This window comes from Nocardia sp. BSTN01, from assembly GCF_015354405.1.
Lineage (GTDB): Bacteria > Actinomycetota > Actinomycetes > Mycobacteriales > Mycobacteriaceae > Nocardia.
Genome location: NZ_JADKYP010000040.1, coordinates 26,779 through 47,587, shown reverse-complemented (window position 1 = coordinate 47,587; position 20,809 = coordinate 26,779). Strand labels below are relative to the sequence as shown.

At 66.7% G+C, this 20,809-nt stretch carries 28 protein-coding genes; 14 read left to right on the top strand and 14 right to left on the bottom strand.

Annotated elements, in window-relative coordinates; all coding sequences use genetic code 11:
- Window positions 1-25 precede the first annotated feature (25 nt).
- Window positions 26-637 (top strand): HAD family hydrolase, encoded by a 612-nt coding sequence (locus IRT45_RS25915; protein ID WP_194808477.1) that lies wholly within the window; start codon window positions 26-28, stop codon window positions 635-637.
- Window positions 638-651: 14 nt separating this feature from the next.
- Here the strand turns inward: IRT45_RS25915 and IRT45_RS25910 are convergent, their stop codons facing one another.
- Window positions 652-1,041: a cupin domain-containing protein gene (locus IRT45_RS25910; RefSeq protein WP_194808476.1), complete on the bottom strand. Its 390-nt coding sequence runs from the start codon at window positions 1,039-1,041 to the stop codon at window positions 652-654.
- Window positions 1,042-1,068: 27 nt separating this feature from the next.
- Entirely contained in the window at window positions 1,069-1,401 is a 333-nt protein-coding gene (locus tag IRT45_RS25905) for a YnfA family protein (protein ID WP_194808475.1), read from the bottom strand.
- Window positions 1,402-1,551: 150 nt separating this feature from the next.
- Here IRT45_RS25905 and IRT45_RS25900 point away from each other — a divergent pair, with 150 nt between their 5' ends.
- Together IRT45_RS25900 and IRT45_RS25895 are read left to right on the top strand one after the other, a co-directional pair.
- Window positions 1,552-2,022 (top strand): hypothetical protein, encoded by a 471-nt coding sequence (locus tag IRT45_RS25900; protein ID WP_194808474.1) that lies wholly within the window; start codon window positions 1,552-1,554, stop codon window positions 2,020-2,022.
- On the top strand, window positions 2,015-2,410 hold the full coding sequence (locus tag IRT45_RS25895; RefSeq protein WP_194808473.1) for a hypothetical protein: 396 nt from the start codon (window positions 2,015-2,017) through the stop codon (window positions 2,408-2,410). The genes IRT45_RS25900 and IRT45_RS25895 overlap by 8 nt, the downstream gene beginning before the upstream one ends.
- Before the next feature lie 84 nt (window positions 2,411-2,494).
- Here IRT45_RS25895 and IRT45_RS25890 read toward each other — a convergent pair whose 3' ends face one another.
- From IRT45_RS25890 to IRT45_RS25880, 3 genes are all read right to left on the bottom strand, one after another.
- On the bottom strand, window positions 2,495-3,259 hold the full coding sequence (locus IRT45_RS25890; protein WP_194808472.1) for an ABC transporter permease: 765 nt from the start codon (window positions 3,257-3,259) through the stop codon (window positions 2,495-2,497).
- Window positions 3,256-4,194 carry an ATP-binding cassette domain-containing protein gene (locus IRT45_RS25885; protein ID WP_194808471.1) on the bottom strand — a complete coding sequence of 313 codons (939 nt, stop codon included), beginning with the start codon at window positions 4,192-4,194 and terminating at the stop codon, window positions 3,256-3,258. The genes IRT45_RS25890 and IRT45_RS25885 overlap by 4 nt, the downstream gene beginning before the upstream one ends.
- Window positions 4,195-4,327: 133 nt before the next feature.
- On the bottom strand, window positions 4,328-4,843 hold the full coding sequence (locus IRT45_RS25880) for an EXLDI protein (RefSeq protein ID WP_194808470.1): 516 nt from the start codon (window positions 4,841-4,843) through the stop codon (window positions 4,328-4,330).
- 161 nt (window positions 4,844-5,004) lie between these two features.
- On the opposite strand from IRT45_RS25880, the gene IRT45_RS25875 reads away from it, so the two are divergent.
- From IRT45_RS25875 to IRT45_RS25850, 6 genes are all read left to right on the top strand, one after another.
- A complete protein-coding gene (locus tag IRT45_RS25875) occupies window positions 5,005-6,690 on the top strand; it encodes a thiamine pyrophosphate-binding protein (protein WP_194808469.1) in 1,686 nt (561 codons plus the stop codon).
- A complete protein-coding gene (locus IRT45_RS25870) occupies window positions 6,687-7,355 on the top strand; it encodes an SRPBCC family protein (RefSeq protein WP_194808468.1) in 669 nt (222 codons plus the stop codon). Before IRT45_RS25875 ends, IRT45_RS25870 begins: the two co-directional genes overlap by 4 nt.
- A gap of 12 nt (window positions 7,356-7,367) precedes the next feature.
- Window positions 7,368-8,405, top strand: coding sequence for a 3-oxoacyl-ACP synthase III family protein (locus IRT45_RS25865; protein ID WP_194808467.1), 1,038 nt, complete (start codon window positions 7,368-7,370; stop codon window positions 8,403-8,405).
- Complete coding sequence (locus IRT45_RS25860) at window positions 8,405-9,457, top strand: aminotransferase class I/II-fold pyridoxal phosphate-dependent enzyme (RefSeq protein ID WP_194808466.1); 1,053 nt, start codon at window positions 8,405-8,407, stop codon at window positions 9,455-9,457. The genes IRT45_RS25865 and IRT45_RS25860 overlap by 1 nt, the downstream gene beginning before the upstream one ends.
- Window positions 9,458-9,546: 89 nt before the next feature.
- Complete coding sequence (locus IRT45_RS25855) at window positions 9,547-10,023, top strand: DUF1772 domain-containing protein (protein ID WP_194808465.1); 477 nt, start codon at window positions 9,547-9,549, stop codon at window positions 10,021-10,023.
- Between the two features lie 30 nt (window positions 10,024-10,053).
- On the top strand, window positions 10,054-10,353 hold the full coding sequence (locus tag IRT45_RS25850; RefSeq protein WP_194808464.1) for a hypothetical protein: 300 nt from the start codon (window positions 10,054-10,056) through the stop codon (window positions 10,351-10,353).
- Window positions 10,354-10,363: 10 nt separating this feature from the next.
- On the opposite strand, the gene IRT45_RS25845 is transcribed toward IRT45_RS25850, so the two are convergent.
- The 4 genes from IRT45_RS25845 to IRT45_RS25830 form a co-directional block, all read right to left on the bottom strand.
- A complete protein-coding gene (locus tag IRT45_RS25845) occupies window positions 10,364-11,281 on the bottom strand; it encodes an anti-sigma factor (RefSeq protein ID WP_194808463.1) in 918 nt (305 codons plus the stop codon).
- Window positions 11,278-11,814 carry a sigma-70 family RNA polymerase sigma factor gene (locus IRT45_RS25840; RefSeq protein WP_051025276.1) on the bottom strand — a complete coding sequence of 179 codons (537 nt, stop codon included), beginning with the start codon at window positions 11,812-11,814 and terminating at the stop codon, window positions 11,278-11,280. Before IRT45_RS25840 ends, IRT45_RS25845 begins: the two co-directional genes overlap by 4 nt.
- 72 nt (window positions 11,815-11,886) lie before the next feature.
- Window positions 11,887-12,510 (bottom strand): YqgE/AlgH family protein, encoded by a 624-nt coding sequence (locus IRT45_RS25835; protein ID WP_084512512.1) that lies wholly within the window; start codon window positions 12,508-12,510, stop codon window positions 11,887-11,889.
- A gap of 88 nt (window positions 12,511-12,598) precedes the next feature.
- On the bottom strand, window positions 12,599-12,928 hold the full coding sequence (locus tag IRT45_RS25830) for a GNAT family N-acetyltransferase (RefSeq protein ID WP_063063723.1): 330 nt from the start codon (window positions 12,926-12,928) through the stop codon (window positions 12,599-12,601).
- A 128-nt stretch (window positions 12,929-13,056) separates the two neighbouring features.
- Here IRT45_RS25830 and IRT45_RS25825 point away from each other — a divergent pair, with 128 nt between their 5' ends.
- Together IRT45_RS25825 and IRT45_RS25820 are read left to right on the top strand one after the other, a co-directional pair.
- Complete coding sequence (locus IRT45_RS25825; RefSeq protein ID WP_228535086.1) at window positions 13,057-14,667, top strand: alpha/beta hydrolase; 1,611 nt, start codon at window positions 13,057-13,059, stop codon at window positions 14,665-14,667.
- A 128-nt stretch (window positions 14,668-14,795) separates the two neighbouring features.
- Window positions 14,796-15,956 (top strand): glycerate kinase, encoded by a 1,161-nt coding sequence (locus IRT45_RS25820; RefSeq protein WP_194808498.1) that lies wholly within the window; start codon window positions 14,796-14,798, stop codon window positions 15,954-15,956.
- On the opposite strand, the gene IRT45_RS25815 is transcribed toward IRT45_RS25820, so the two are convergent.
- The 5 genes from IRT45_RS25815 to IRT45_RS25795 all read right to left on the bottom strand — a co-directional run bounded on the left by IRT45_RS25815 (window position 15,953) and on the right by IRT45_RS25795 (window position 18,588).
- The gene (locus IRT45_RS25815; RefSeq protein ID WP_194808462.1) at window positions 15,953-16,321 is read right to left on the bottom strand and encodes a hypothetical protein; all 369 of its coding nucleotides are present in this window, start codon (window positions 16,319-16,321) and stop codon (window positions 15,953-15,955) included. The two genes, IRT45_RS25820 and IRT45_RS25815, sit on opposite strands and share 4 nt — an antisense overlap.
- Before the next feature lie 14 nt (window positions 16,322-16,335).
- Window positions 16,336-16,878 carry a DUF3558 domain-containing protein gene (locus IRT45_RS25810; protein WP_194808461.1) on the bottom strand — a complete coding sequence of 181 codons (543 nt, stop codon included), beginning with the start codon at window positions 16,876-16,878 and terminating at the stop codon, window positions 16,336-16,338.
- Between the two features lie 266 nt (window positions 16,879-17,144).
- The gene (locus IRT45_RS25805) at window positions 17,145-17,351 is read right to left on the bottom strand and encodes a DUF397 domain-containing protein (RefSeq protein WP_194808460.1); all 207 of its coding nucleotides are present in this window, start codon (window positions 17,349-17,351) and stop codon (window positions 17,145-17,147) included.
- A gap of 162 nt (window positions 17,352-17,513) precedes the next feature.
- Window positions 17,514-17,711: a DUF397 domain-containing protein gene (locus IRT45_RS25800; RefSeq protein WP_194808459.1), complete on the bottom strand. Its 198-nt coding sequence runs from the start codon at window positions 17,709-17,711 to the stop codon at window positions 17,514-17,516.
- The gene (locus IRT45_RS25795) at window positions 17,701-18,588 is read right to left on the bottom strand and encodes a helix-turn-helix transcriptional regulator (RefSeq protein WP_194808458.1); all 888 of its coding nucleotides are present in this window, start codon (window positions 18,586-18,588) and stop codon (window positions 17,701-17,703) included. The genes IRT45_RS25800 and IRT45_RS25795 overlap by 11 nt, the downstream gene beginning before the upstream one ends.
- An 868-nt stretch (window positions 18,589-19,456) precedes the next feature.
- Between IRT45_RS25795 and IRT45_RS25790 the strand changes: the two genes are divergently transcribed.
- The 3 genes from IRT45_RS25790 to IRT45_RS37150 all read left to right on the top strand — a co-directional run bounded on the left by IRT45_RS25790 (window position 19,457) and on the right by IRT45_RS37150 (window position 20,630).
- A complete protein-coding gene (locus IRT45_RS25790) occupies window positions 19,457-20,065 on the top strand; it encodes a hypothetical protein (RefSeq protein WP_194808457.1) in 609 nt (202 codons plus the stop codon).
- 11 nt (window positions 20,066-20,076) lie between these two features.
- Window positions 20,077-20,304 (top strand): hypothetical protein, encoded by a 228-nt coding sequence (locus IRT45_RS25785; protein ID WP_194808456.1) that lies wholly within the window; start codon window positions 20,077-20,079, stop codon window positions 20,302-20,304.
- A 146-nt stretch (window positions 20,305-20,450) separates the two neighbouring features.
- Entirely contained in the window at window positions 20,451-20,630 is a 180-nt protein-coding gene (locus IRT45_RS37150) for a hypothetical protein (protein ID WP_228535084.1), read from the top strand.
- Window positions 20,631-20,809: the final 179 nt, after the last annotated feature.

The window sequence follows — 20,809 nt, the reverse complement described above, 5'->3', positions numbered from 1 at the left end:
TCCGCGCGGCGTCCGGCCGTCCGGTATGACGGCACCGATCACGGTCGGCTTCGACCTCGATATGACGTTGATCGACTCCCGGCCCGGCATCCGCGCCTGCTATCGGGAATTGTCCCGGCGCACCGGTACGCCGATCGACAGCGATCTGGTCGTCACCCGCCTCGGCCCGCCGTTGGAACACGAGCTGGCCAACTGGTTCCCCGCCGACCGCGTCCCGGCCGTCGCCGATCTGTATCGGGAGATGTATCCGGAGTACGCGATCACCGGCACGGTGGAACTGCCCGGCGCCCGCGCGGCGGCCGCGGCGGTCCGGGCGCTGGGCGGCCGCGTGATCGTGGTCACCGGCAAATACGAACCGAACGCGAAACTGCACCTGACCCACCTGGACATCCCGGCCGACGCGGTGATCGGCGACCTGTGGGCCGAGCAGAAGGCCCAGGCGCTGCGCGACCACGAGGCGAGCGTGTACGTGGGCGACCATATCGGCGATATGCGCGGTGCCCGCACCGCCTCGGCCTATGCGGTCGGGGTGACCACCGGTCCGTGCGACGCGGCCGAGCTGCGGGCCGCCGGTGCCGATGTCGTCCTGCGCGACCTCACCGAATTCCCCGGCCTGCTGCCCGAACTCGCGAGCTGACCGCGGCCGGGCCCCTACCGCCGGTCCGTGTCGCACTCCGGTGCGCCGATCGAACGGGACAGCGGACTGCCGGCCGGAAGGACGTAGAACACGGTGAGTCGCAAGGGTTTTCGCGTGCGGTTGCGGGCCATGTGGGCGTGGGCGGCGCCGGCCGGCTCGCGGAATATCCGGCCCGGGCGATAGGTGACCGGTACGCAGTCGGTTCCGGGGTGGTCCAGGGTGCTGCCGGTGACGAGGACGAACAGGGTGCCGTCGTGATAGTGCCAGCCACTGTCACCGCCCGGTTCGACGATCGTCTGCCGGAGCAGGAAATCCCGCCCCGCGCACCGGAACCGCAGCAGCACCCGGCTGCGGGTACCCACGGCCTGCGGTGGATTGGGCTGGAAACGTCCGGAAACGGGCATATCCCGATGATGCCGGACCGGTGCGGATCAGCCGCGCGGCGCGTACATGATGACCGCGACGCCGAGCAGGCACACCGCCGCACCCGCCACATCCCATCGGTCGGGACGAAATCCGTCGAACACGACGCCCCACAGCAGCGATCCCGCGACGAAGACGCCGCCGTACGCGGCCAGGATGCGCCCGAAATGAGCGTCCGGTTGCAGCGTCGCGACGAATCCGTACAGCCCCAGCGCGATCACCCCCGCGCCCATCCACGCCCACCCACGGTGTTCTCGCACCCCCTGCCACACCAACCACGCGCCGCCGATCTCGGCGAGGGCGGCCAGGACGAACAGCAGGATCGAGCGCAGAACCGGCATGAGGAGAGGGTACGAAATCTGCTGTCCGCGATCCGGATCGGAGAAGTCGAGTGTCGCCGCAGATTGCAGCCCTGCCCCACATCGATCGTTCACCTGAATTGAGCCCGGACGGCTGCGCATACGATGCCATTATCTTGCTAAAATTATGGCATGACGATGTATCAGGTGAGCGATCTGGCGGGAGCGCGGCGCCGCGAGTTCCTGGACGAGGCGAAACAGTCGTTGGCGTCCTTGCGTGATACCGACGGTTCCGTGCTGGTCATGCTTGCGGCGCAGCGCATGGCTGCCTTGACCGAGGCGGCGGCCGTGATTACACAGTTGTTCACCGTCGAGGGTGTACTCGCTCGGACCCAGACACCGACGCCGGTCCAGTTGGGTGGTCTCGCATGGTTGTCGGAATTCGACCCGGACGATCGTGCCGAGGCGTTGGACGAGTTACGGAATGCGGTCGTACTGACCGTGACATCGGAGGATCCGACGCCCCTGCGCGAGACGCTGCACGCTTGGGTGACCACCGCCGCGGTGATGCGCGATCCGTTGCGTCGCGCGGTGCACACCGGAGGCGGGAACGAGTCGGATTATGTGGAGGTAACCGAGCCGCAGACTAGCGGCGATGTCTGATCCGCAGCCAGGCGCGTACCGCCCCTATGTCGCGGCTCGATCGCCAGGAGGACGCCCGGCCACCAAGCCGGTTTATCGTGTGCTGGTTCATCGTCAGTTCGTTGCCGTATGGAACGGTCTTGCGGACCGGGTCGGCCTGACCGCAGCCCGCCAGTTCTGGGAGCACGTGTCATCGACCCCCGGTGTACCGCCGGCGGTGGGATCGACGACCGTTCTGCGCGGTAAACACCACGGGCCGAAATGGGAGGGGTACTCCCGAACGATCCATTACGAGATCAGTGGGGCAGGTCGGATCGACTATCAGTTCTGCAACGCCAGTTGCGAAGGCGAGCGCGGAGATCCTCATCCGGTCGTCAAGATCCTGACGATCGACCTCGGAAGTCATTGAACCCTGCCGCTCCGAGAACACGAAAGTGCCCTTTGCGATGAGCCAACGCCCCGGCGAGCAGGGCGTTGGTCACATCCTTGCCTCTCAGTTGGTCTTGCGGCGGAACAGCGAGCGCGACCACAGGTAGCCGACCACCGCGAAACCGAGGCACCAGGCCACCGCCACGACGCCGTTACCTCCGATGGCCGTGCCCATGAGCAGTCCGCGCAGGGTTTCGGTCAGGGGTGTGAAGGGCTGGTACTCCGCGAACTGGCGGACACCGGCGGGCATCGTGTCGGTGGGTGCCAGGCCGCTGCCGAGGAAGGGAAGGAAGATCAGCGGAGTGGGGGTGTTGCTCGCGCCCTCCGGCGTTCTGGCGGCCAGCCCGAAACCCACTCCGAGCCAGGCCAATCCGAAGATCACCAGGATGATCAGGCCGAAGGCGGCCAGCCACTCCACGATCGTGGCATCGGGCCGGAAGCCGATCAGCACGGCGACCGCGACCATCAGCCCGACGCCGAGTACGCCCTGGATCACGGTCCCGGCGACCTGTCCGGTGAGGATCGAGGAGTGTGCCATGGGCATGGTCCGGAACCGGTTCACGATGCCCTTGGTCATATCCGACGCGATGGCCACCGCGACGCCGACCACCAGATAGGCCGGGATGATGAGCATCATGCCGGGAACCAGATAGTCGATGTAGCTACCACCGGTGGCCTTCTCCAGCGCGCCGCCGAAGATATAGTTGAACATCAGCAGCATCACCAGCGGCATGATGAACATGCTGATCGTCATGCCGGGATATCGCTTGGCGTGCACCAGGTTCCGGCGCAACATGGTGCGGGAGTCGGCGAGGGTGTGTGTGGTCATCGTGCGGTTTCCTTCTCGGGTGCGGTGTGGCCGGTGAGGGCGAGGAAGACGTCGTCGAGATCGGGGGTGTGTACCGAGAGGCTCTCGGGCTCGATCTGTGCGCGGCCGAGCCGGTCCAGGACGTCGCGCAGGGATGCGACGCCGCCGTCGCTCGGCACCGCCAGCGTCGAGTCCGTGGTCGTTCCGCCGAGTAGTCCGGCGGCGCTGCGCAACTGTTCGTCGTCGCCGAAGGTCAGGCGGATATGTCCGCCCGGCACAAGGCGTTTCAGCTCGTCGGGTGTGCCCTCGGCGACGATCCGGCCGTGGTCGAGCACCGCGATCCGGTGCGCGAGCTGGTCGGCCTCCTCCAGGTATTGGGTGGTGAGGAAGATAGTGACGCCGTCGGCGACCAGCTCGCGAATGATGTCCCACATTCCGCGCCGGCTGCGTGGGTCCAGGCCCACCGTGGGTTCGTCGAGGAAGATGATGCGCGGCTCGCCGACCAGTGTCATCGCCAGGTCGAGCCGGCGCGTCATCCCGCCGGAGTAGCTTCCGGCGACCTTGTCGGCGGCGTCGCGCAGGTCGAAGCGGGCCAGCAGGTCGTCGGCGATGCGCCGGCCCTCGCCGCGGGGCAGATGGTGCAGATCCGCCATCAGCAGCAGGTTCTCGCGTCCCGTGAGCAGTTCGTCGACCGCCGAGAACTGGCCGGTCACGCCGATGGCGGTGCGGACGGCATCGGGTTGGGCGACCGGATCGTGGCCGCCGACGCGCAGACTGCCGTCGTCGGGCCGGGTCAGGGTGGCGAGGATGTGGACGGTGGTGGTCTTGCCCGCGCCGTTGGGCCCGAGCAGCGCGAAGATCCTGCCCTCGGGCACAGCGAGGTCGATACCGTCGAGCACCACGTGGTCGGCGAACGATTTGCGCAGGCCGGTGACCGAGATGGCCGGTGAACTCATGGTCGTCCTTTCATATAAAGATAGCGATGAATGCATGCGTCGACCGAGCCGTGTCCGCGGGTTTTCCGGCGGACAAGGTGGGTCGATATCGAATTATGTTGCGGCCGACATCATGTCGGCCCGAAGCGGTCGATCAGATGTCGAGATCCTCGATCTGCGGATGCTCGGTCAGATCGCTGATGCGGTTGTACAGCTTGTCGGGAACCCTGCCTTTCAGGTCGGCCGGCGACTCGTAGATGTCCATGGTGAATTCGCCCCAGTCCGGATCGGTGACGCCGAGCATCCGCCGCCAATTGGTCAGATCCTTCAGCCAGTTCGTGTCGGTCGGGTAGTCGGTCCATTCCGAACGCTGCCGGTGCAACACGAATTTGCCCTTGCGCGTGCGGAATACGCGAATGCGCTCGAAACGCTCGTCGCCCATATCGCTCGACTCGGTGAGCAGCACTCCCGAGAATCGCACCTGCCGGGCGCCGTTGTGGCCGACGCGCAGGACGATCTCGTCGAATCCCTGTAGCCGCCCCTCCTCCAGTTCGATGTACCGGCGCAGTGCCGTCACGATCGCACCCGACAGATTGCCGCCGACCAGCTCCTGTGCGCGCTGGAACAGAGGGAGATCGTCATCGGAGACGTACACGGTCTTGTTCGGCATGGCCCCAACTGTACGTAGATGTATACGTACACGCAAGAGGGTGTTTCCGGGATGGCATGCGGCGGCGGTGAACCGGCCGGGGTCGTGCTTCGTATCCCCGCTGAGTGCGTTCGGTCCGGCAGCGCGGCCGGCTTCGGACCGCCCCACGGGAAGGAGCGGCGATGCCGACACGAGTGGTCGACTATCTGGTGCAGGCCGTATCGGACATGGGCGTACGACATATCTTCGGGGTCGACGGCGCCAATATCGAAGATCTCTACGACGCGGCCTACGACGCCGCGGACCGGGTCACCGCGGTGGTGGCCAAACACGAATTCGCCGCGGCCACCATGGCCGACGGATATGCCCGCTCCACCGCGGGTCTCGGCGTGGTCTGCGCGACCTCCGGGGGCGGCGCGATGAATCTCGTTGCCGGACTGGCGGAATCGCACGCTTCGCGGATTCCGGTGCTGGCGCTGGTGGGCCAGGCGCCGACCGATCTGGAAGGTAGAGGCGCGTTTCAGGATTCCAGTGGACGAGCCGGAACCTTCGACGCCGCCGAACTTTTCGACACGATTTCCCTGTATTGCGCGCGGGTGGAGACACCCACCTCCTTACCGGCGCATCTGTCCCGCGCCGTCGCGGCCGCACGGGCGGGCGGTCCGGCGGTTCTGCTCCTGCCGAAGGATGTGCAGCAGGCCGAATTCGACGCCGGGCCGTTCGTCGCGCCGCGGCCGATGCACGGGCGCGACGATGCCGGTATCGAACGGCTCCTGGAGGGGCTGCGGGCGGCCCGGGCGGTGGGCAAGGTCGTGATCATCGCGGGCGCGCAGGTCGCCCGCGACGACGCTCGCGGCGAACTGCGCGATCTGGCGACGGTTCTCGACGCCGGTGTCGGCGTCGCACCGGACGCCAAGGATGTGTACGACTGCACCGAACACGGTTTCCTCGGTGTCGCCGGAAGTATGGGCCATGCGGAACTGGCCGATGCCCTGCGCGGCTGCGCGCTGTGCTTGCTGGTCGGCACCCGGATGCCGGTCACCGCGCGAGCCGGTCTGGAGTCGGTACTCGGCGCGTCGACGGCGTCGGTCGGCGGCGAGCCGCCCTACCTGCCCACGGTCCACGCGACCAGCACCGATCTGGCCGCCACGCTCCGCGAACTGACCTCGGAGCTGACGACCGGCGCGGGCCCGGTGCACCGGGTGGAACCGCGGCGGCCGCGCCGGGCGCCGGATCCACTACCGGTGCCACCGGCGGACGGGCCGGGGCTGCGATACCGCGACATCGTCGAAACACTCAACGGCGCGGTGCATTCCGATACCGATGTCTTCGCCGATGCGGGCAACACCGGCGCCTCGGTGGTCCATCACCTGCGCCCGCCGCGCGACGGCCGCTTCGTCGTCGCCCTCGGCATGGGCGGCATGGGTTACGCCTTCGGCGCCGCCATCGGGTCCTGTTTCGCCCGCCGCCACCGCGCCGACGGTACCGAGCGCCGCACCGTGGTCGTGGCCGGGGACGGCGCTTTCTACATGCACGGCATGGAAATTCACACCGCGATCCAATTCGCGCTGCCGGTGACCTTCGTCGTCCTCGACAATTCCGCGCACGGCATGTGCGTGACCCGCGAGCAACTGTTCTACGGAGACCGCTACAGCTTCAACAGATTCCACAAGGCGCATCTGGGAGCCGGTATGGCGGCGATGTTCCCGGATCTGCCCGCCTTCTCGCCGGCGACGCCGGCCGAGCTCGCGACCGTGCTGTCGTACTGCCTGGAAACGCCTGGGCCCTCGTTCGTTTCGATCGACTGCGATCCGGACGAGATACCGCCGTTCATCCCCTTCCTGTCCGCATCGAGGAGGAATCCGTGACTATCAGCACCGCACCCGCGCTCAGCGATATCGCCGACCATCCGCATCGGGTCATACCCGGATTGTTGCGTATCGAGAATTCCGATCGCGAGACGACCACTCCGATCATCATGGATATGCTGCGCTCGGTCTATCCCCACGACCAGGTCTTCGGGCAGTTCTGCCCGGTGCAGGACTACATCGCCGCACCGCCGCGCGAATTGTACGAATACCTCTCGCACACACAGAGTTTGGAGGAATGGACCTACAGTCTGCGCGGATTCACCGAAACCGCCACCCCGGGGCTGTGGGAATCCTACGACCGGCTGGGCAAGGACACCCGGATCTTCACTCGCACCGAGGCCAATCCGGATGCGATGACCGTGGATTACCACTGTGCGTGGGACCAGGGTGAACACCTGTGGATGATCTACCTGATGCGCGTCGTCGACGCCCAGGTGGTGTTGAACAAGCCCGGTTCGGTGGTGCTGTGGACCAATTGCCGCCACCCGTTCTACGACGCGAATCCCTATCCCGACCGGGCCCCGGAGGGCCGCACGGTCTGGGTCGGTGATTTCTGGGAGATGTTCTCCGCCGGACACCGGCTGGAACTGGACAACCTGAAAGCGATCGCCGAATACCGTGCCGCGCACGGGCTGTCGATCACCCCCGAGTGGATGAAGTGAGGATGCGCCGAGATGGATTTCACCGACCCCGCCCTGCGGCTGGCACCGGTCAGTCTGGCCGATGTGGCCTGCTATCTGCCGGGTGAGCCGGTAGGTACCGAATACTTCACACAATTCTCGCGTTCGGAGCGGATGGCGAAGAACGTCATGTTCCGCGCACCGCACGGCCGCCATCACAAGGGCCGCGACGAAACCGCCGTGGATATGGTCGAACGCGCGGTCGCGCCGTTGATCGAACGGCACGGCGCCGGCACGCTCGCCGATATCGACGTGCTGCTCACCCATACCCAACTGCCCGACAATCCCGTCATGGGCGCCGGGCCGGAGGTGGCGCGGCGGCTGGGGATGAACCCGAAGTGGGTGTTCGATGTGCACAACGGCGGCTGTGCGGCGTTCATCCACATGATGATGCTGGCCCGGATGATTCTGCAGACGACCGACGCCCGCACCGCGTTGATCGCGACGACGCAGAACACCGCCGGACCGGTCTTCACGCAGACCGAGATTCGCACACTCGCGCAGGCGCCGGTGCCGGGTGACGGGTGCGGAGTGGGACTGCTAGTCAAGGACAATCGTGCGCCGATCCTCGACGTGCAATGCCGTACCTTTCCGGAATTCGCCGGGGATATGGATTTCTCCACCGGCTCCGAACGCAAATACTGGGAGCCCGGCGAGGGCCAGGGCTGCGTGAGCTTCACCGAATCGAAGGTGACGAAGGTCTTCGCGCGCGGCAACCGGCTGGTCCCCGAACTCGCTCTTGCGGTATGCGACCGCATCGGAGTCAAGGGCCGCGATATCGACACCTTCGTCACCAACCAGCCGAATCGGCTGTTTCTGCGGAACTGGCACGATGCGCTGGAACTGCCCGCCGAACGCCATCCGGATTCCTTCGATCGGTGCGGAAATCTGTTCGCCGCGGGTATTCCCGTGACCCTCGATATCGAGAATCGGGCCGGTCGGTTGCGCAACGGTTCGGTGGTGCTGCTGGCGGCGTTCGCCCATGCCGGGGATTTCGCGGCCGCGGCCGCGGTGCGCTGGGGTGCGGCGTGATGGAATTCGATCTGGCGCTGAGCGAAAACCCGTTTCCGCCACTGCCTTCCGTGCTGGCGGTGGTGAACGAGGCGATTCGCGACGCCAACCGGTATCCGGAATTCCTGCCCCGGCGGCTGCCCGCGGTGATCGCCGCGCATCTCGGCGTCGATGCCGATCAGGTGGTGGTCGGTGCCGGGGCGACGGGGGTGGCGCTGCAGATCATGCAGGCGGTCACGGGACCGGGCCGGCGCATGGTGTTCGCGACGCCGACCTTCGACGGCTACCCGATCATGGCCGCCATGGCGGGACTGGAAGTCGTCGCGGTGCCGCTGGATTCGAGCGGACGGCAGCGGCTGGCGGCGATGGCCCGCGCCGTCGACGACCGGACGGCTCTGGTCGCGATCTGCCGCCCGCACAATCCGACCGGAACCGTGGCGCCCGCCGCGGAGTTGAAGGCCTTCCTGTTCGGCGTGCCGCGACATGTTCCGGTGATCCTGGACGAGGCCTATGTGGAATTTCTGGCCGACGCCGAGACCGTCGACCCCAATGAACTCATCGCCCGCTATCCCAATCTCCTGGTATTGCGGACCTTTTCGAAGGCCTACGGACTCGCCGGGCTACGCATCGGGTACGCCTTCGGCGCGCCGGAATTGGTGGCACGGGTACGGCGGCTGCAACTTCCGTTCGGGATGCCCGAGTATGCCGTCGCGGCCGTGCGGGCCTGCTATGCCGCGTCGGCCGAGCTCGCCGAGCGAGTCGCCGATATCACCGCCGAGCGGGAGGCGCTGCGAACGGCACTGCGGCACAGGGGTTTCGCGGTGCCGTGCAGCCGTGGCAACTTTCTCTATCTGCCGGGGCCCGCGGCGCACGCGACGCTGGCGGGTGCGGGGATCGCGGCCAAGGGGTATCCCGACGGCAGTGCGCGGATCGCGGTCGGCGATCCGCGTGCCGATGCCGCGGTGCTGCACGCCTTCGACGGCCATGCCGAGCCGGTGCCGCGCCTACGCCCACCGTCCGGGCAGGCCGCCGGGGATCGGTGCGCCGCTTACCCGGTAGGGGCGGGACGGTAAATTTTCTAGCAACGCTAGACAAGCTAGTCATCTCCATCTACTGTTGCCATAGAAGCTAGCAACGCTAGATGATGACTAGGAGTCTTCTCATGCTGACCACATCCGCCCAGGTTCTCGCCGTGCTGGCCGTTCTCACCAACGCCATCGTCTACGGCACCGACGTCGCCGCCACCCTCATCTTCCGGCCCGTCTACGCCAAACTCGACGACGCGACGATGACCGTCTCGGCCGGATGGGGGCACTACTACGGCGACCGGCGGATGCCGTTCGCCGGTGCGGGCGGTGTGATCAGCACCGTGCTCGCCGTCGTCGTCGCGGCCGTCGCGGGAGCCACGGGCGCCGCGGTGGCCGCCGGGATCGCGTTGCTGGCACTGCTCTCCTGGCTCGGCCTGTACGCACGAATCGCCAAGCCGATCAACACCGCGCAGACCCAGGCGGCGATGACCGGCGTCATCCCCGCCGACGCCCGTGCGCTGCAGGACAAGTGGGAGAGCATCCTGGGCTACCGGGTCGGCCTGCAGGCCCTCGCCCTCGCCGCCCTGTGCACCACCCTCGCCCTGCTGTGAGGCCGAGCAGCGGATCAGAACATCGCGCCGTTGGCCCGCACGGTCTGCCCCGAGACCCAGCCCGCTTCGTCGCTGACCAGGCTCGCCGTGAGCCCGCGAACACTGCAGCGCCGGCTCGCGGAATCCGGTACGACCTGGCGGCGGGAACTCGATCTGGCGCGGCGGTCCGTCGCCGGCAGCGTCGCCGAGACGACGACCCAATCCGCACTGGCGTATCGGCTCGGATATTCGGACGCGCGGGCATTGCGGCGGGCCGCACGGCGATGGAAATCCGATATCGCCGGCGAAACCGCGGTGGAGGGCGACCTCGATTCCCGGCGGACCGGCTGAGGGCGGGTGCTCACACCGTTCCGCGCAGGAACACCTGATTCGTTGTGGTCGAACGGATTTCGACCGACCTGATCTGATCCGACGGGGCAGATGTGATGCCGTCCGCGGTGATCGTCTGCCCGGGATGTGCCGTCCACTGCGCCACCATCGACTGCGTGCCGTCGGTGTGCACCACCCACAGGGCGCCGTCCCAGGTGTAATCCGTATCCGAGGGCGCGTAGTTGCACGACATGTTCACGCGCGTGCCGGAACGCAGTTGCGTCAGAGTGAAATTCGCGGTGATCGGAGAGGGGATCACCTGATCCATCTGCCGCTCCGTCACCACCTGCTCGGCGGTGGGCGGATTGTTGTTGTGCTCGGTGTGGGCGACGGTGATCGGGATGGTGATGGCGACCGCGGCCGCGGCGGCGGCGACCGCACCGGCCAGGGCGAGCCACGGACCGCTACGGCTGCCCTTGCGCTCGCGCGCGTCGGCCAGGGAGGCGGGGGCTTCCCCCGGCTCCGTGCGGCCGGTTTCCGAGGGCGTTTCGCGGACCGTCGGCGTGCCCGCGGTCTTGTCCGGCTCGGCTCCTCCGGATTCGGCGGCCCGGCCGGTATCGGGATGCGATTCGAAGGGCAGCATCCCGGCGCCGTCGGTGGTCGCCTCGCTCGCGCGCACCCGGTTCAGCAGGGCCTCGAAGCCGGCGTCGCCGACACTGCCGGCATGGTCGGCGGCGGACTCGTCGTCGAGCAGCGCGAGGGCGACGTCCTCGGGTACGTGGCTGAGCAGTCCCGGCAGCCCCGACAGGTCCGCGACGGCGAGCCGGCATTCGTCGCAGCCGGACAGATGCGCCTCGTATTCGAGCCGCTGGTCGCGGTCGAGGGCGCCGAGCAGATACGGTGCGTCCCAGGTCGCGTAGTCGTCGTGTGACGCGGTGTCGGCCGTCATTTCGTCACCCCCATCTCCTGTAGGGCCGAACGCAACGCTCGCATCCCGTAGTGCATCCGGGATTTGACGGTGCCCTCGGGTATCGCCAATTCGTTCGCTATCTGCTGTGTCGACAATCCGCGATAGTAGGCCCGCACGATCACCTCCCGGTGATCGGAGCTCAGCCGAGCCAGCGCGTCGGTGATCACCCAACTGTCCACTGCGCGTTCCGCCTCATCCGGAGCCGTCTGTTCGGGCGGTGTGTCGGTGCCGTACTCGCGTCGATGCCGCGCACTGCGAAATTCGTCGACCGCGAGATGCCGGGCCACGGTGAACAGCCACGCCCGCGCCGACGCCGTCGACTGGTCGAGGACCTGCGGCCGCTGCCATGCCCGCAACAGTGTCTCCTGCACGATGTCCTCGGCGCGCCCGGCATCGCCGACCAGGCTGTAGGTGAAGCGCCACAGCGTCGGTGCGTGCTCGTCGTAGAGCACCCGCAACAACTGCGCCCGGGAGGGCGCCGCGTCGACGGGGGGGATCGCGGAGTCAGACATGGGCGCCGACCGGGCGTATCCGCCGCCTCGGTCGAGGCGAGCGTTGGGGGACCACACTCCGTGGATACGTAATCAATTGCGTTCTAGTTCGATGGGGTGTGTCGCCAGTAGCGACAGCGGCAGCGGCTGCCGGCGCAACACGTGCGCCCACAGATCGGTGCGTCGCGCCAGCGGATCCGACGGCAACGCCGACAACACGATCCAGTCCCCGCGTTCCAGTTCGCCTTCCAGCTGACCGAAGGTCCACCCGGCGTAGCCGGCGAAGATGCGAATGCCCTCGACCAACGGTGCGATCGAATCGGGATCGGAGTCCAGATCGAGCAGGGCCACGCGACCGTCCACGCGGCGCAGCCCGCGGATGCCCTCGATCGAGGCACCGACGCGGACCGTGGTCAGACACAGTGCCGAATCGCGCTTCACCGGCCCGCCCACATACAGGGTGCGGGGTCCGGCCGCCAGATCGGCCCAGCGTGGCAGCACATCCTGCACCGCGGTTTCGCTCGGCCGGTTCAGGACGACACCGAGACTGCCCGCATCGTTGTGTTCGACGATGTAGATCACGGTGCGCCGGAAAGTGGGCTCGACCAGCTCCGTTGCCGAGACCAGCAAGGTGCCGGGCCGCACCGCCTGTTCCTCGTACCGGGATTCGCGTCTCGGGCGGTCGCCGTGTTCCTCTGCGCGTGCCACGGTAGTCATCATCGCACCGTCGCCGGGCGCGCGCTGTGTTTAGTGGCGCGTGATTCGCGGTTCGATTGCGGAGCGGCCGCCTCGACGAGGCCGCCGGCTACTGCGGCAGGCCGAATCGTTCGCGCGCCCATTGCGGCACCATCGCCAGATATCGCGGCCGGGATTCGACGAAGTGATGCACCATCGGGCACAGCGGCAGAATGCCGAAGCCCTGTTCCACGGTCCGGTCGAGCGCACCCTGCACCAACAGGCGGCCGTAGCCCTGGCCCTCGTACTGCGGGTAGATCTCGGTGTGCACGAAGGCGCGCTCGGAGGCGGTGTCCTGATAGGCGGCCACCCCGGCATGCTGTCCGTCGACCCACAGTTCGAATCGGTCGAACTGTGGGTTGTCTCGAATCTCGGTGTTCTGCTGCGCACCCTGCGTCATCCGCTGAGCCTAGAACGTGCCGATCACCGCGGGCGTGCGACTCCGCCGACGTCCTTCCCCGTGTCGGGCGTGGTTCGAGTTGTCGCACCCGGCGCGGGTGGCGAGAATGCAGGGGCTCGAGTGGTCGGATGCTCGATGCGACGACGGCCGTCGACCGGCCGGACGGGGAGACGGCGCGGATGGGACGACGGGGACTACCGGTGGCGGCGCGATCGGCGACCGTTGCGGTGCTGACGGCGGTGCTCGCCGCGCTGGCGCCGGCGACCGCGCATGCCGAACCGGATTTCGGGACGTGCCCGGCCGGTTCCGTCGGCGAGAAGACCCCGGCCCGCTGTGCGTCGATCTCGGTGCCGATGGACTATGCCGCGCCGGACAGCGCGCGAATCGATGTGACGGTCAGCCGTATTCGCGCGAGCGGGCAGCGATACGGGACCCTCTTCGCCAATCCGGGCGGGCCCGGTGCGGACGCCCTCGACTACTGGGGCGCCCGGCTGTCCCAGCTGCCGAAGGACCTGGCCGAGCACTACGACCTGGTGGCCCTGCAGCCGCGCGGACTGCGCTGGTCGACGCCGCTGACCTGCGGGACCGAGATCGCGCAGGACGCCGACCACGAGCGCGAACCGCTCCGGAAGGCGTGTGACACCGCCCAGCCCGGCTATCTGCGGACCATCACCACCGAGACCACGGCCCGCGATATGGACGCGGTGCGCGCGGCGCTGGGAGTGGACCGCATCGATTTCCTCGGCATCTCCTACGGGACCTATCTGGGCGCGGTCTACGCCTCGCTGTTCCCCCAGCGTGTCGACCGGATGGTGCTGGACTCCAACGTCGACCCGCAGTGGGTGTGGACCGAACAGTTCGCGCAACAGCAGCTCGCGGGGAAACAGCGGCTCGACGATCTGTTCGGCTGGATCGCCCAGCACGACAACGTCTACCGCCTCGGCGACTCCGCGCTGCGGGTGTACGAGACCTGGGTGCGGCTGGTGTCGGCACAGGGCGGCGGCTGGTACGCCAACCTGACGCCGCCACCGGTGTCGGCGGCCGACCTGCCACGCGAGCTGCCCGCACCACTGCCGGCGGTGGCGCGTGACGGGGTGAACGCCGGTGCCGAGGAGATGGGCAAGGCGCGGAATCTGGTGCGCGCGTTGGCCTCCGGCGGTATGTCGGCCCAGGTGCCGTTGGTATCGGCGACGACGGTGGCCGCCTATACCCGCGGTTTCTGGCCGAGTCTGGCGCAGGCGATGGCCGAGGCGAATACGCAGCCCGGCGATCTGCGGCGGATGCGCGCGATCGCGGGCGCGGCGACCACCGATCCGACCGGCCAGGCGGTATTCGCCGCGATCACCTGCAACGAGAACGCGGTGCCGGCCCGATTGGACGCCATCGGTTCGGCGGCCGCCACCGTCGCCTCCGGCGGCAACGCCCTCGACGCCCGCGCCGATCTGGTGCGCAGCGGATTGGCCTGCGCCGATTGGGATCCGGTGACCACACCGGTGCCGATCGCCGACCACGGCCTGCCCACCGCCCCGCTGGTATTGCAGAGCCGCAACGACGCGGTGACCGCCTATCCGGGAGGTCCCGCGATGGCCGCGGCCCTGCGCGGACATCTGATCACCGTCGACGGCGGCGACCACGGGACCTTCGGCCGCGGTAACGCTCCGCTCGACGATGCCGTGCTGCGATACCTGCGTACCGGTGAGGTGGGCATCGATCATGTGGATCAGGCACCGATGCCGTGAGTCCGGCCGCCCCACGACTGTCGCGGCTGGAGCGGCAGGCGGCTCAGGCGGATCGGGTTCCCGGCATGCTCGGGGCACGCGCAGTACCGTGAGCGTGTTCGACTGCTTGCCGACGGATTGGGGTGGCGATGGTGCGTGGAAAGCCGTGGCGAGTGGTGATAGCACCGGACAAGTTCAAGGGATCGCTGGCGGCGCCGGAGGTGGCGGCGGCGCTCGCGGCCGGAATCGCGCGCGAGGCGCCGGATGCGGAGGTCCGGCAGGTACCGGTTGCCGACGGTGGCGACGGCACCGTCGACGCATTCGTGGCCGCGGGGTGGGAGCGGGTGCGGGTCGACACCGTCGGTCCGACCGGTGCGCCGCATTCGGCAAGCTACGCGGTGCGGGGCGATACGGCTGTCGTCGAGTTGGCCGCAGCGGTCGGGCTGGTCGAATTACCCGGCGGCCGAACGGATCCGATGGGTGCGGGCACATACGGGCTGGGGGTGCTGATCCGCCACGCACTGGACAACGGCATCCGCGAGGTCGTCCTCGGATTGGGCGGTAGTGCGTCCACCGACGGCGGCGCCGGCATGCTGCAAGCGCTGGGGCTGCGCATCCTGGACGAGGGCGGCGCCGAAATCGGTTCGGGCGCAGCGGCTCTCGCTCGCGCACGACGCCTCGACTACTCCGCTCTGCATCCGGCCGTTCGGGACGCGACGTTCGTACTCGCCGGAGACGTCGACAACCCACTGCTCGGACCGGACGGTGCCGCAGCGGTTTTCGCGCCGCAGAAGGGTGCGTCACCCCGGCAGTGCGCCGAACTCGAAGCGATCCTGGCGCAGTGGGCGAACCTGGTCGGCGCGAGCGGTCACCCGTTCGGGACGGGGGACGCGCATGAGCGCGGCGCCGACCTGGCCGGGCATCCCGGCGCGGGCGCCGCGGGCGGCACCGGATTCGGGGCCATGGCGGTGCTGGGGGCGTGGCAGCGGTCCGGCATCGAGGTGATTCTCGAATTGATCGATTTCGCCGGCCGGGTCCGGGACGCGGACTTGGTGGTGACCGGCGAGGGGGCGATGGACGAGCAGACATTGCGCGGCAAGGCGCCCGCCGGAGTCGCGGCCGCCGCCGCGGACGTACCGGTCGTCGCCGTCGCCGGCCGCTGCACCCTGACCCCGGAGCGACTGCGCGCCGCCGGCTTCACCCGCTGCTACCCCCTGAGCGACCTCGAACCCGATCCGGAGCGATCCATCGCCGAGGCCGGGCGCCTGCTCGAAGAACTCGGCGCCCGCCTAGCGCGCGACTACAGCTAAACCTCGGTTCGGCTCAGCACATCGGCGTATTGGGCATCGGTCTCGGCGTAGGCTCGAGCAGCTTTGAGGATGAGCTCTTGAGCTGCTTGCAGCTCTTTCTGAACCTCGTTGACCCGCTGTCTGATCCCGTTCTCGCCGCTGCCCTTGGTGGTGAACTTGGCAGCGAGGTCCAGCCCCATTTGGAACCCGCCGAACCCGGTGACGTGCTCGACCGCTTGCACGTTCGGCCACAGCATGTCGATACTGTCGATGAGGTCCTGAAGTCCTTTTATGGCCTCATCGAGCTTATCTCGGTGAACCTTCAACCTCAGGTTTCCGCCATCTACTTCCGCATCGAGCTGCTGGATCGTGCTTAGTTCGGACATGTTGGCCTGCCTGGCTAAGGAATGTTCTTGACGAGTGCTGTGGTGATCCGGGTGACCTCGGCACAGGCATCGCCGGGCTCACGAGCACTGGGCTTGGCCGAGATCTGGAACTGCACGGGCGGCTTGGAGTCGAGCGCGATCGTGCAATCATGATCCTCAGTGGCACTGAACAACCGGGTACCGGGCCGACCTTCCACGGTCACTGGTTCGGGGTTCTTGTACAACGTTGTGTTGTGTACAACCTCGTCGTAGCTGTGATCCCTGGTGGAATAGACGTTGAGTACATACCAGTTGGGCTTCTCGGCTAACCAGGAACAGATATCCCATCCTGGGAACTTGACTTTGCCGGGTCCGTCTTCCTGTTTCGTCGACGGGTTCAACCCGACACCAGCGATATCGGAATCCGGTATGGAACAGGGGTGCCAGGCCGTTGCTTGCGCCGTGGTAGTTGTTGTCGGCGCCGGGGTTGCAGACGCGGCCGGGGTTGCCGTACCAGAGTTTCCGGAAGAGCAGGCCGCTAGCACTCCTGTTGTGAGAACTGCCGCCCCGAGGGTCATCGCTCGCCGCATCGGATCTCCCGTCCTGGGGCGGCCCCTGCGACCCCCCGCCCTTGGGATGCTAAACGATAGTGCATCGCGGAGCGGCGGCAAGCTCTTCCCCGTCGAACATCGGTCTGGGTGTTTCATTCTCCGCCGCGCCAAGCGTAGGCGTTGCGGCTCGCCAAGCGCCCCAAGCCGCTGGCCTGGGCGGATTCCCGGATCTATTCTCGGTACTCATCAACCAGCACCGGTGGTGAGCCCCGTCCGAGGGTGAGTTACGGGTGTTAGAAGCGTTCTGCCTGCAAACTTGCGTTGAACGCGTCCCATTCGTCAGGTGCGAAGACGAGCGCCGGTCCTGTGGGGCTCTTCGAATCGCGAACTCCGACAGTGTCGTTGGTGAGCCAAGCGACCTCTACGCAGTCGCCTTGACTGCCGCTGTAGCTGCTTTTGAACCATAGGTCTTCGGGCAGGTCGCAGCGGGGCACGCTCATGCTCCTTCGGCTCCGTCTCAGTTAGGTGTATCTAGCCGCGTGGGTTCTTCAACAGTGTTGGTCGCCGTCAGATGACCGGCGGGGGCTGGGTGTGATCGGTCCTCCCCACCAACTCCGTTTAAGGGGAGGACCGTCAGCGCCGTCCGAGGGGAGTTCCGAATGTTAGAAGCGTCCTGCCTTCAAACCCTCGTTGAACGCATCCCACTCGTGCGAGGCGAAGACCAGAGCGGGGCCGGTCGGATTCTTCGAATCACGGAGGCCGACAGCGCCGTTGGCGAGCCACGCGACCTCCACGCATTCCTTGCCGCCAGTGCTCCGTGTGCTCTTGAACCAGTTGGCCTCTGCCAGATCAGTGTCCACGTTCAAACTCCCTTGCCACCTGACGCAACAGATTCCTGCTGGTCACATCGTCCAGCGCCGCCTGCTGGATACCGTTGTACGCCTGATGGTAGCGGTCGACCGCTGCCTTCTTCTCGAGGTAGAGATCGCCGAGGAAGTTCTCGACGTACACCACGCTGGGTTCCAGCGGCCGGTCTTGCTTGTCCTTCCCGAACTCGAGAATTACGAACGGACCCACTGGGTCGCCGAGGGGTAGGCCAGCCGAAAACGGCAGAATGCGGACCGTCACATTCGGATTGGTGCTGAGATCGGCCATGTGCCGAAGCTGTTTCGCCATGATCTGCGCGCTGCCGATGATTCGACGGATCGCGGTTTCGTGGATCACCGCCTCAAGAGCAACCGGCCGGGACTTCCTGGTAAGGATCGCCTGGCGACGTGCTCGCAGGTTGATACGCCCGTCCAGCTCCTCGTCTGTACCATCCGGGAATACACCTCGGATCAGGGTGCGCGCGTAATCCGGGGTTTGTAGCAATCCTGGGACCATGACCGGTTGGACGGTCGTCAGTTTCCGAGCGGATGACTCCAAGCCGACGTAGAGGTTGAAGTTCTCCGGGATGAGATCCCCATACTCGTGGAACCACGACTTCACGTGCGCTTGCTGCGCGAGACCGATCAGGGCTTCGCTCATATCGCTCGGCACCGCGTACAACTCGCACAGTTCCTTCACATCGCGCCAGCGGATCTTCTCGGCATTGCCGGTCTCCAGGCGTTGCAGTGTGGACTCGCTCCACTGCATCAGGTCGGCAGCCTGCACGATCGTCATATTGCTGCTCTGCCGGCATTCACGCAGATATCGACCCAGTTGGCGGCGGGTGAGAGTGGAGCCGGTCTCACTCATCGGCGGATCCTTCACTGTGAATGACGTCGGGCTTCACCATGAAGGAGAACAAAACTCTCGCAGAGCTCGCCTCTGCGAAAACAGCAGACTTCCCCTGAAGATTCATGAAGAACATTGTGCGGCAACGCACTTGCTGATGTGATGACTTTGCGCGCAGCCGGCCAAGGCGGGTTGTGCCGAAGTGCCTCGGTGCCAACATGTTTCGCGTCTGCACGCAACGATCGGTGGGTTCCGTCATGTCAGTTGTACCCCCACGGCCGATTGCCGCGGGGCAGTTGCCGTTGCCGCGCAGTCGGCGGCTACTCGAAGGAGGTGACAGCAAAGTGTCCAGCACCGACACTCCTTGGATTCTCCTGTCCCAGTGCGGAATCGGGAGCTTCTACCACGACGCACAGCGTTTGGTCGGCGTGGCCTGCCCGTCGTGGTTGTGCTCCGGCCTTGTTCCGCTGGTGGACGGAAGGATCGCCGTGCACCACGTCCGAGTGGGTGAACGGTGCCCGTGGTCCGGCACGCGCGTGGTCGATGACCGTCCAGGCTTCGCCGGGAGCCACGACGGCGGTTCACGATGAGCTCGCCGGAGAGTGCCGCGAATCGGCCGGTCTCGCCCCTTCCGGCCGAACCTGATGTGACGGTGTCGGTCTATCTGACTTCGTCGAGTCGGCATCCGCTGACTTTCGTCGCATGCGAATCGGCAGCGCGGCGGTTCGCGGACCACTGGGAACGGTACGGCGGTTGTGCGGCAGTCGAATTCACGGCGCCGGACGAGAACTGCGCACGCCTGCCCTGTGAGCGCTTGTGGGTGATTCCGTGATCGCCCCTGCTGTTGGTCCGCCTTGCGGTCGCTACCCGCGTCGGAGCGGCAACGACATTGTGGCAGAACACCATTACGGCAGTGAGACATCGTCGCGATCCGCGTCGCGGCAAGAGCGATGGAGGCGGGATGATTGACATGATCGGATCGTCGGCTGATTTGCCGGTGAGCCAGTCCGGTGCGGTACGGCCGGCCTTCCGGCCGAAGGCCGTCGGGTTGGTGCGGACGGAACTGTCCGGCATCGACACCGCAGCCCACGCACTCGATATCCAGTGCTACGCAGACCATCTCGGCTATGAATGGACTTTTTCCATTCGCCCGCCGCAGGGCGCCCGTGATCCAGTCGGCTACACCCTCGGCATTGCCGCCGGCATGGAGGCCGCCGCGATCATCGTGGTCGACATGACTCATGTCGACCATCGAACCGATATCGGCACCGCTGGTTTCGATCTATTGACCATGACGCCGCCTCGGCTGTGGCGAGCTGGTGCACTGGAACCGGTGGCCCTGCAAGCGGTTTCGCTGAACGAATGCACTTGGGAACCCACTCAGCTGGAACGCGACTGCGCTCGTCGTCTGTGGAATACCCACCGCGACTGCCTTCCGGACTGCCGGGCGCGCCTCGCCGCCGGAGCAGCCCTGTCCGCGCGGGATGAGGTGGACTGACCATGTTCGTGATGACGACAGCGCTGATGATCAGCGTCTGCGGCACCCTCATCGGCTTCGGCTGCTGGTTGCCGCCACGCGCGGACGGGTTGACCGTCGCCGGACTCCAACGACGTTTGGCGGTCGAAAGTTACTGCCGAGAACGCGGTTCCCAGTGGTCGGCCCGGACCGAGGCGGAGGTGGACCGTGAGCGGGTGCTGACCAGACTACATGCAATTGTCGGGACACACGCGCTGTGAGTATCTATGCGATCGGGTACCTGCGGCACGATGTTTCCGGCGCGCACCTGCTGTGTGATGAAATTCGGATCCGTTCTCTCGCAGAGCGACTCGGGTACCACCTTCGGACGATCGTCACGTTCGCCAGCGGGGCAGATGATCTCGGGTTGCGCCTTCGTAACCTTGCCGAGGCATATCGCGCCGATGCGGTTGTCGTCCCGGGCGTAGCGCACTTCGACGACGGCGTCGTGCCGACCAAGCTGCTTCGAATCGCAGACGTGATCACGGTCGAACCGGAGTACACCTACGCCCGGATCGGCTGGGCGCGGCGCGAATACCTGCGATAAAGTCTCCGACGCAGGGGGATTCAAGCGCCCCGTGCAGCGGAGAGCAAAAGGGGGCCAGTGATGCGCTCGAAAATCGGGTGGCGTAGCGGTGCGCGGCCGGCGGTATCGCATGGCCTTTCGCACCAGGTTTCGCGCAGGAACCCGAGGTCGGTTCACCACTCCGTCGATGCCGCAGTGGA

Bases quoted from the DNA above. Each gene is read 5' to 3' on its own strand.
- IRT45_RS25915 (WP_194808477.1), top strand. From the start codon at position 26: ATGACGGCACCGATCACGGTCGGCTTCGACCTCGATATGACGTTGATC.
- IRT45_RS25910 (WP_194808476.1), bottom strand. From the start codon at position 1,041: ATGCCCGTTTCCGGACGTTTCCAGCCCAATCCACCGCAGGCCGTGGGT.
- IRT45_RS25905 (WP_194808475.1), bottom strand. From the start codon at position 1,401: ATGCCGGTTCTGCGCTCGATCCTGCTGTTCGTCCTGGCCGCCCTCGCC.
- IRT45_RS25900 (WP_194808474.1), top strand. From the start codon at position 1,552: ATGACGATGTATCAGGTGAGCGATCTGGCGGGAGCGCGGCGCCGCGAG.
- IRT45_RS25895 (WP_194808473.1), top strand. From the start codon at position 2,015: ATGTCTGATCCGCAGCCAGGCGCGTACCGCCCCTATGTCGCGGCTCGA.
- IRT45_RS25890 (WP_194808472.1), bottom strand. From the start codon at position 3,259: ATGACCACACACACCCTCGCCGACTCCCGCACCATGTTGCGCCGGAAC.
- IRT45_RS25885 (WP_194808471.1), bottom strand. From the start codon at position 4,194: ATGAGTTCACCGGCCATCTCGGTCACCGGCCTGCGCAAATCGTTCGCC.
- IRT45_RS25880 (WP_194808470.1), bottom strand. From the start codon at position 4,843: ATGCCGAACAAGACCGTGTACGTCTCCGATGACGATCTCCCTCTGTTC.
- IRT45_RS25875 (WP_194808469.1), top strand. From the start codon at position 5,005: ATGCCGACACGAGTGGTCGACTATCTGGTGCAGGCCGTATCGGACATG.
- IRT45_RS25865 (WP_194808467.1), top strand. From the start codon at position 7,368: ATGGATTTCACCGACCCCGCCCTGCGGCTGGCACCGGTCAGTCTGGCC.
- IRT45_RS25860 (WP_194808466.1), top strand. From the start codon at position 8,405: ATGGAATTCGATCTGGCGCTGAGCGAAAACCCGTTTCCGCCACTGCCT.
- IRT45_RS25855 (WP_194808465.1), top strand. From the start codon at position 9,547: ATGCTGACCACATCCGCCCAGGTTCTCGCCGTGCTGGCCGTTCTCACC.
- IRT45_RS25845 (WP_194808463.1), bottom strand. From the start codon at position 11,281: ATGACGGCCGACACCGCGTCACACGACGACTACGCGACCTGGGACGCA.
- IRT45_RS25840 (WP_051025276.1), bottom strand. From the start codon at position 11,814: ATGTCTGACTCCGCGATCCCCCCCGTCGACGCGGCGCCCTCCCGGGCG.
- IRT45_RS25835 (WP_084512512.1), bottom strand. From the start codon at position 12,510: ATGACTACCGTGGCACGCGCAGAGGAACACGGCGACCGCCCGAGACGC.
- IRT45_RS25830 (WP_063063723.1), bottom strand. From the start codon at position 12,928: ATGACGCAGGGTGCGCAGCAGAACACCGAGATTCGAGACAACCCACAG.
- IRT45_RS25825 (WP_228535086.1), top strand. From the start codon at position 13,057: ATGCTCGATGCGACGACGGCCGTCGACCGGCCGGACGGGGAGACGGCG.
- IRT45_RS25820 (WP_194808498.1), top strand. From the start codon at position 14,796: ATGGTGCGTGGAAAGCCGTGGCGAGTGGTGATAGCACCGGACAAGTTC.
- IRT45_RS25815 (WP_194808462.1), bottom strand. From the start codon at position 16,321: ATGTCCGAACTAAGCACGATCCAGCAGCTCGATGCGGAAGTAGATGGC.
- IRT45_RS25810 (WP_194808461.1), bottom strand. From the start codon at position 16,878: ATGACCCTCGGGGCGGCAGTTCTCACAACAGGAGTGCTAGCGGCCTGC.
- IRT45_RS25805 (WP_194808460.1), bottom strand. From the start codon at position 17,351: ATGAGCGTGCCCCGCTGCGACCTGCCCGAAGACCTATGGTTCAAAAGC.
- IRT45_RS25795 (WP_194808458.1), bottom strand. From the start codon at position 18,588: ATGAGTGAGACCGGCTCCACTCTCACCCGCCGCCAACTGGGTCGATAT.
- IRT45_RS25785 (WP_194808456.1), top strand. From the start codon at position 20,077: ATGACGACAGCGCTGATGATCAGCGTCTGCGGCACCCTCATCGGCTTC.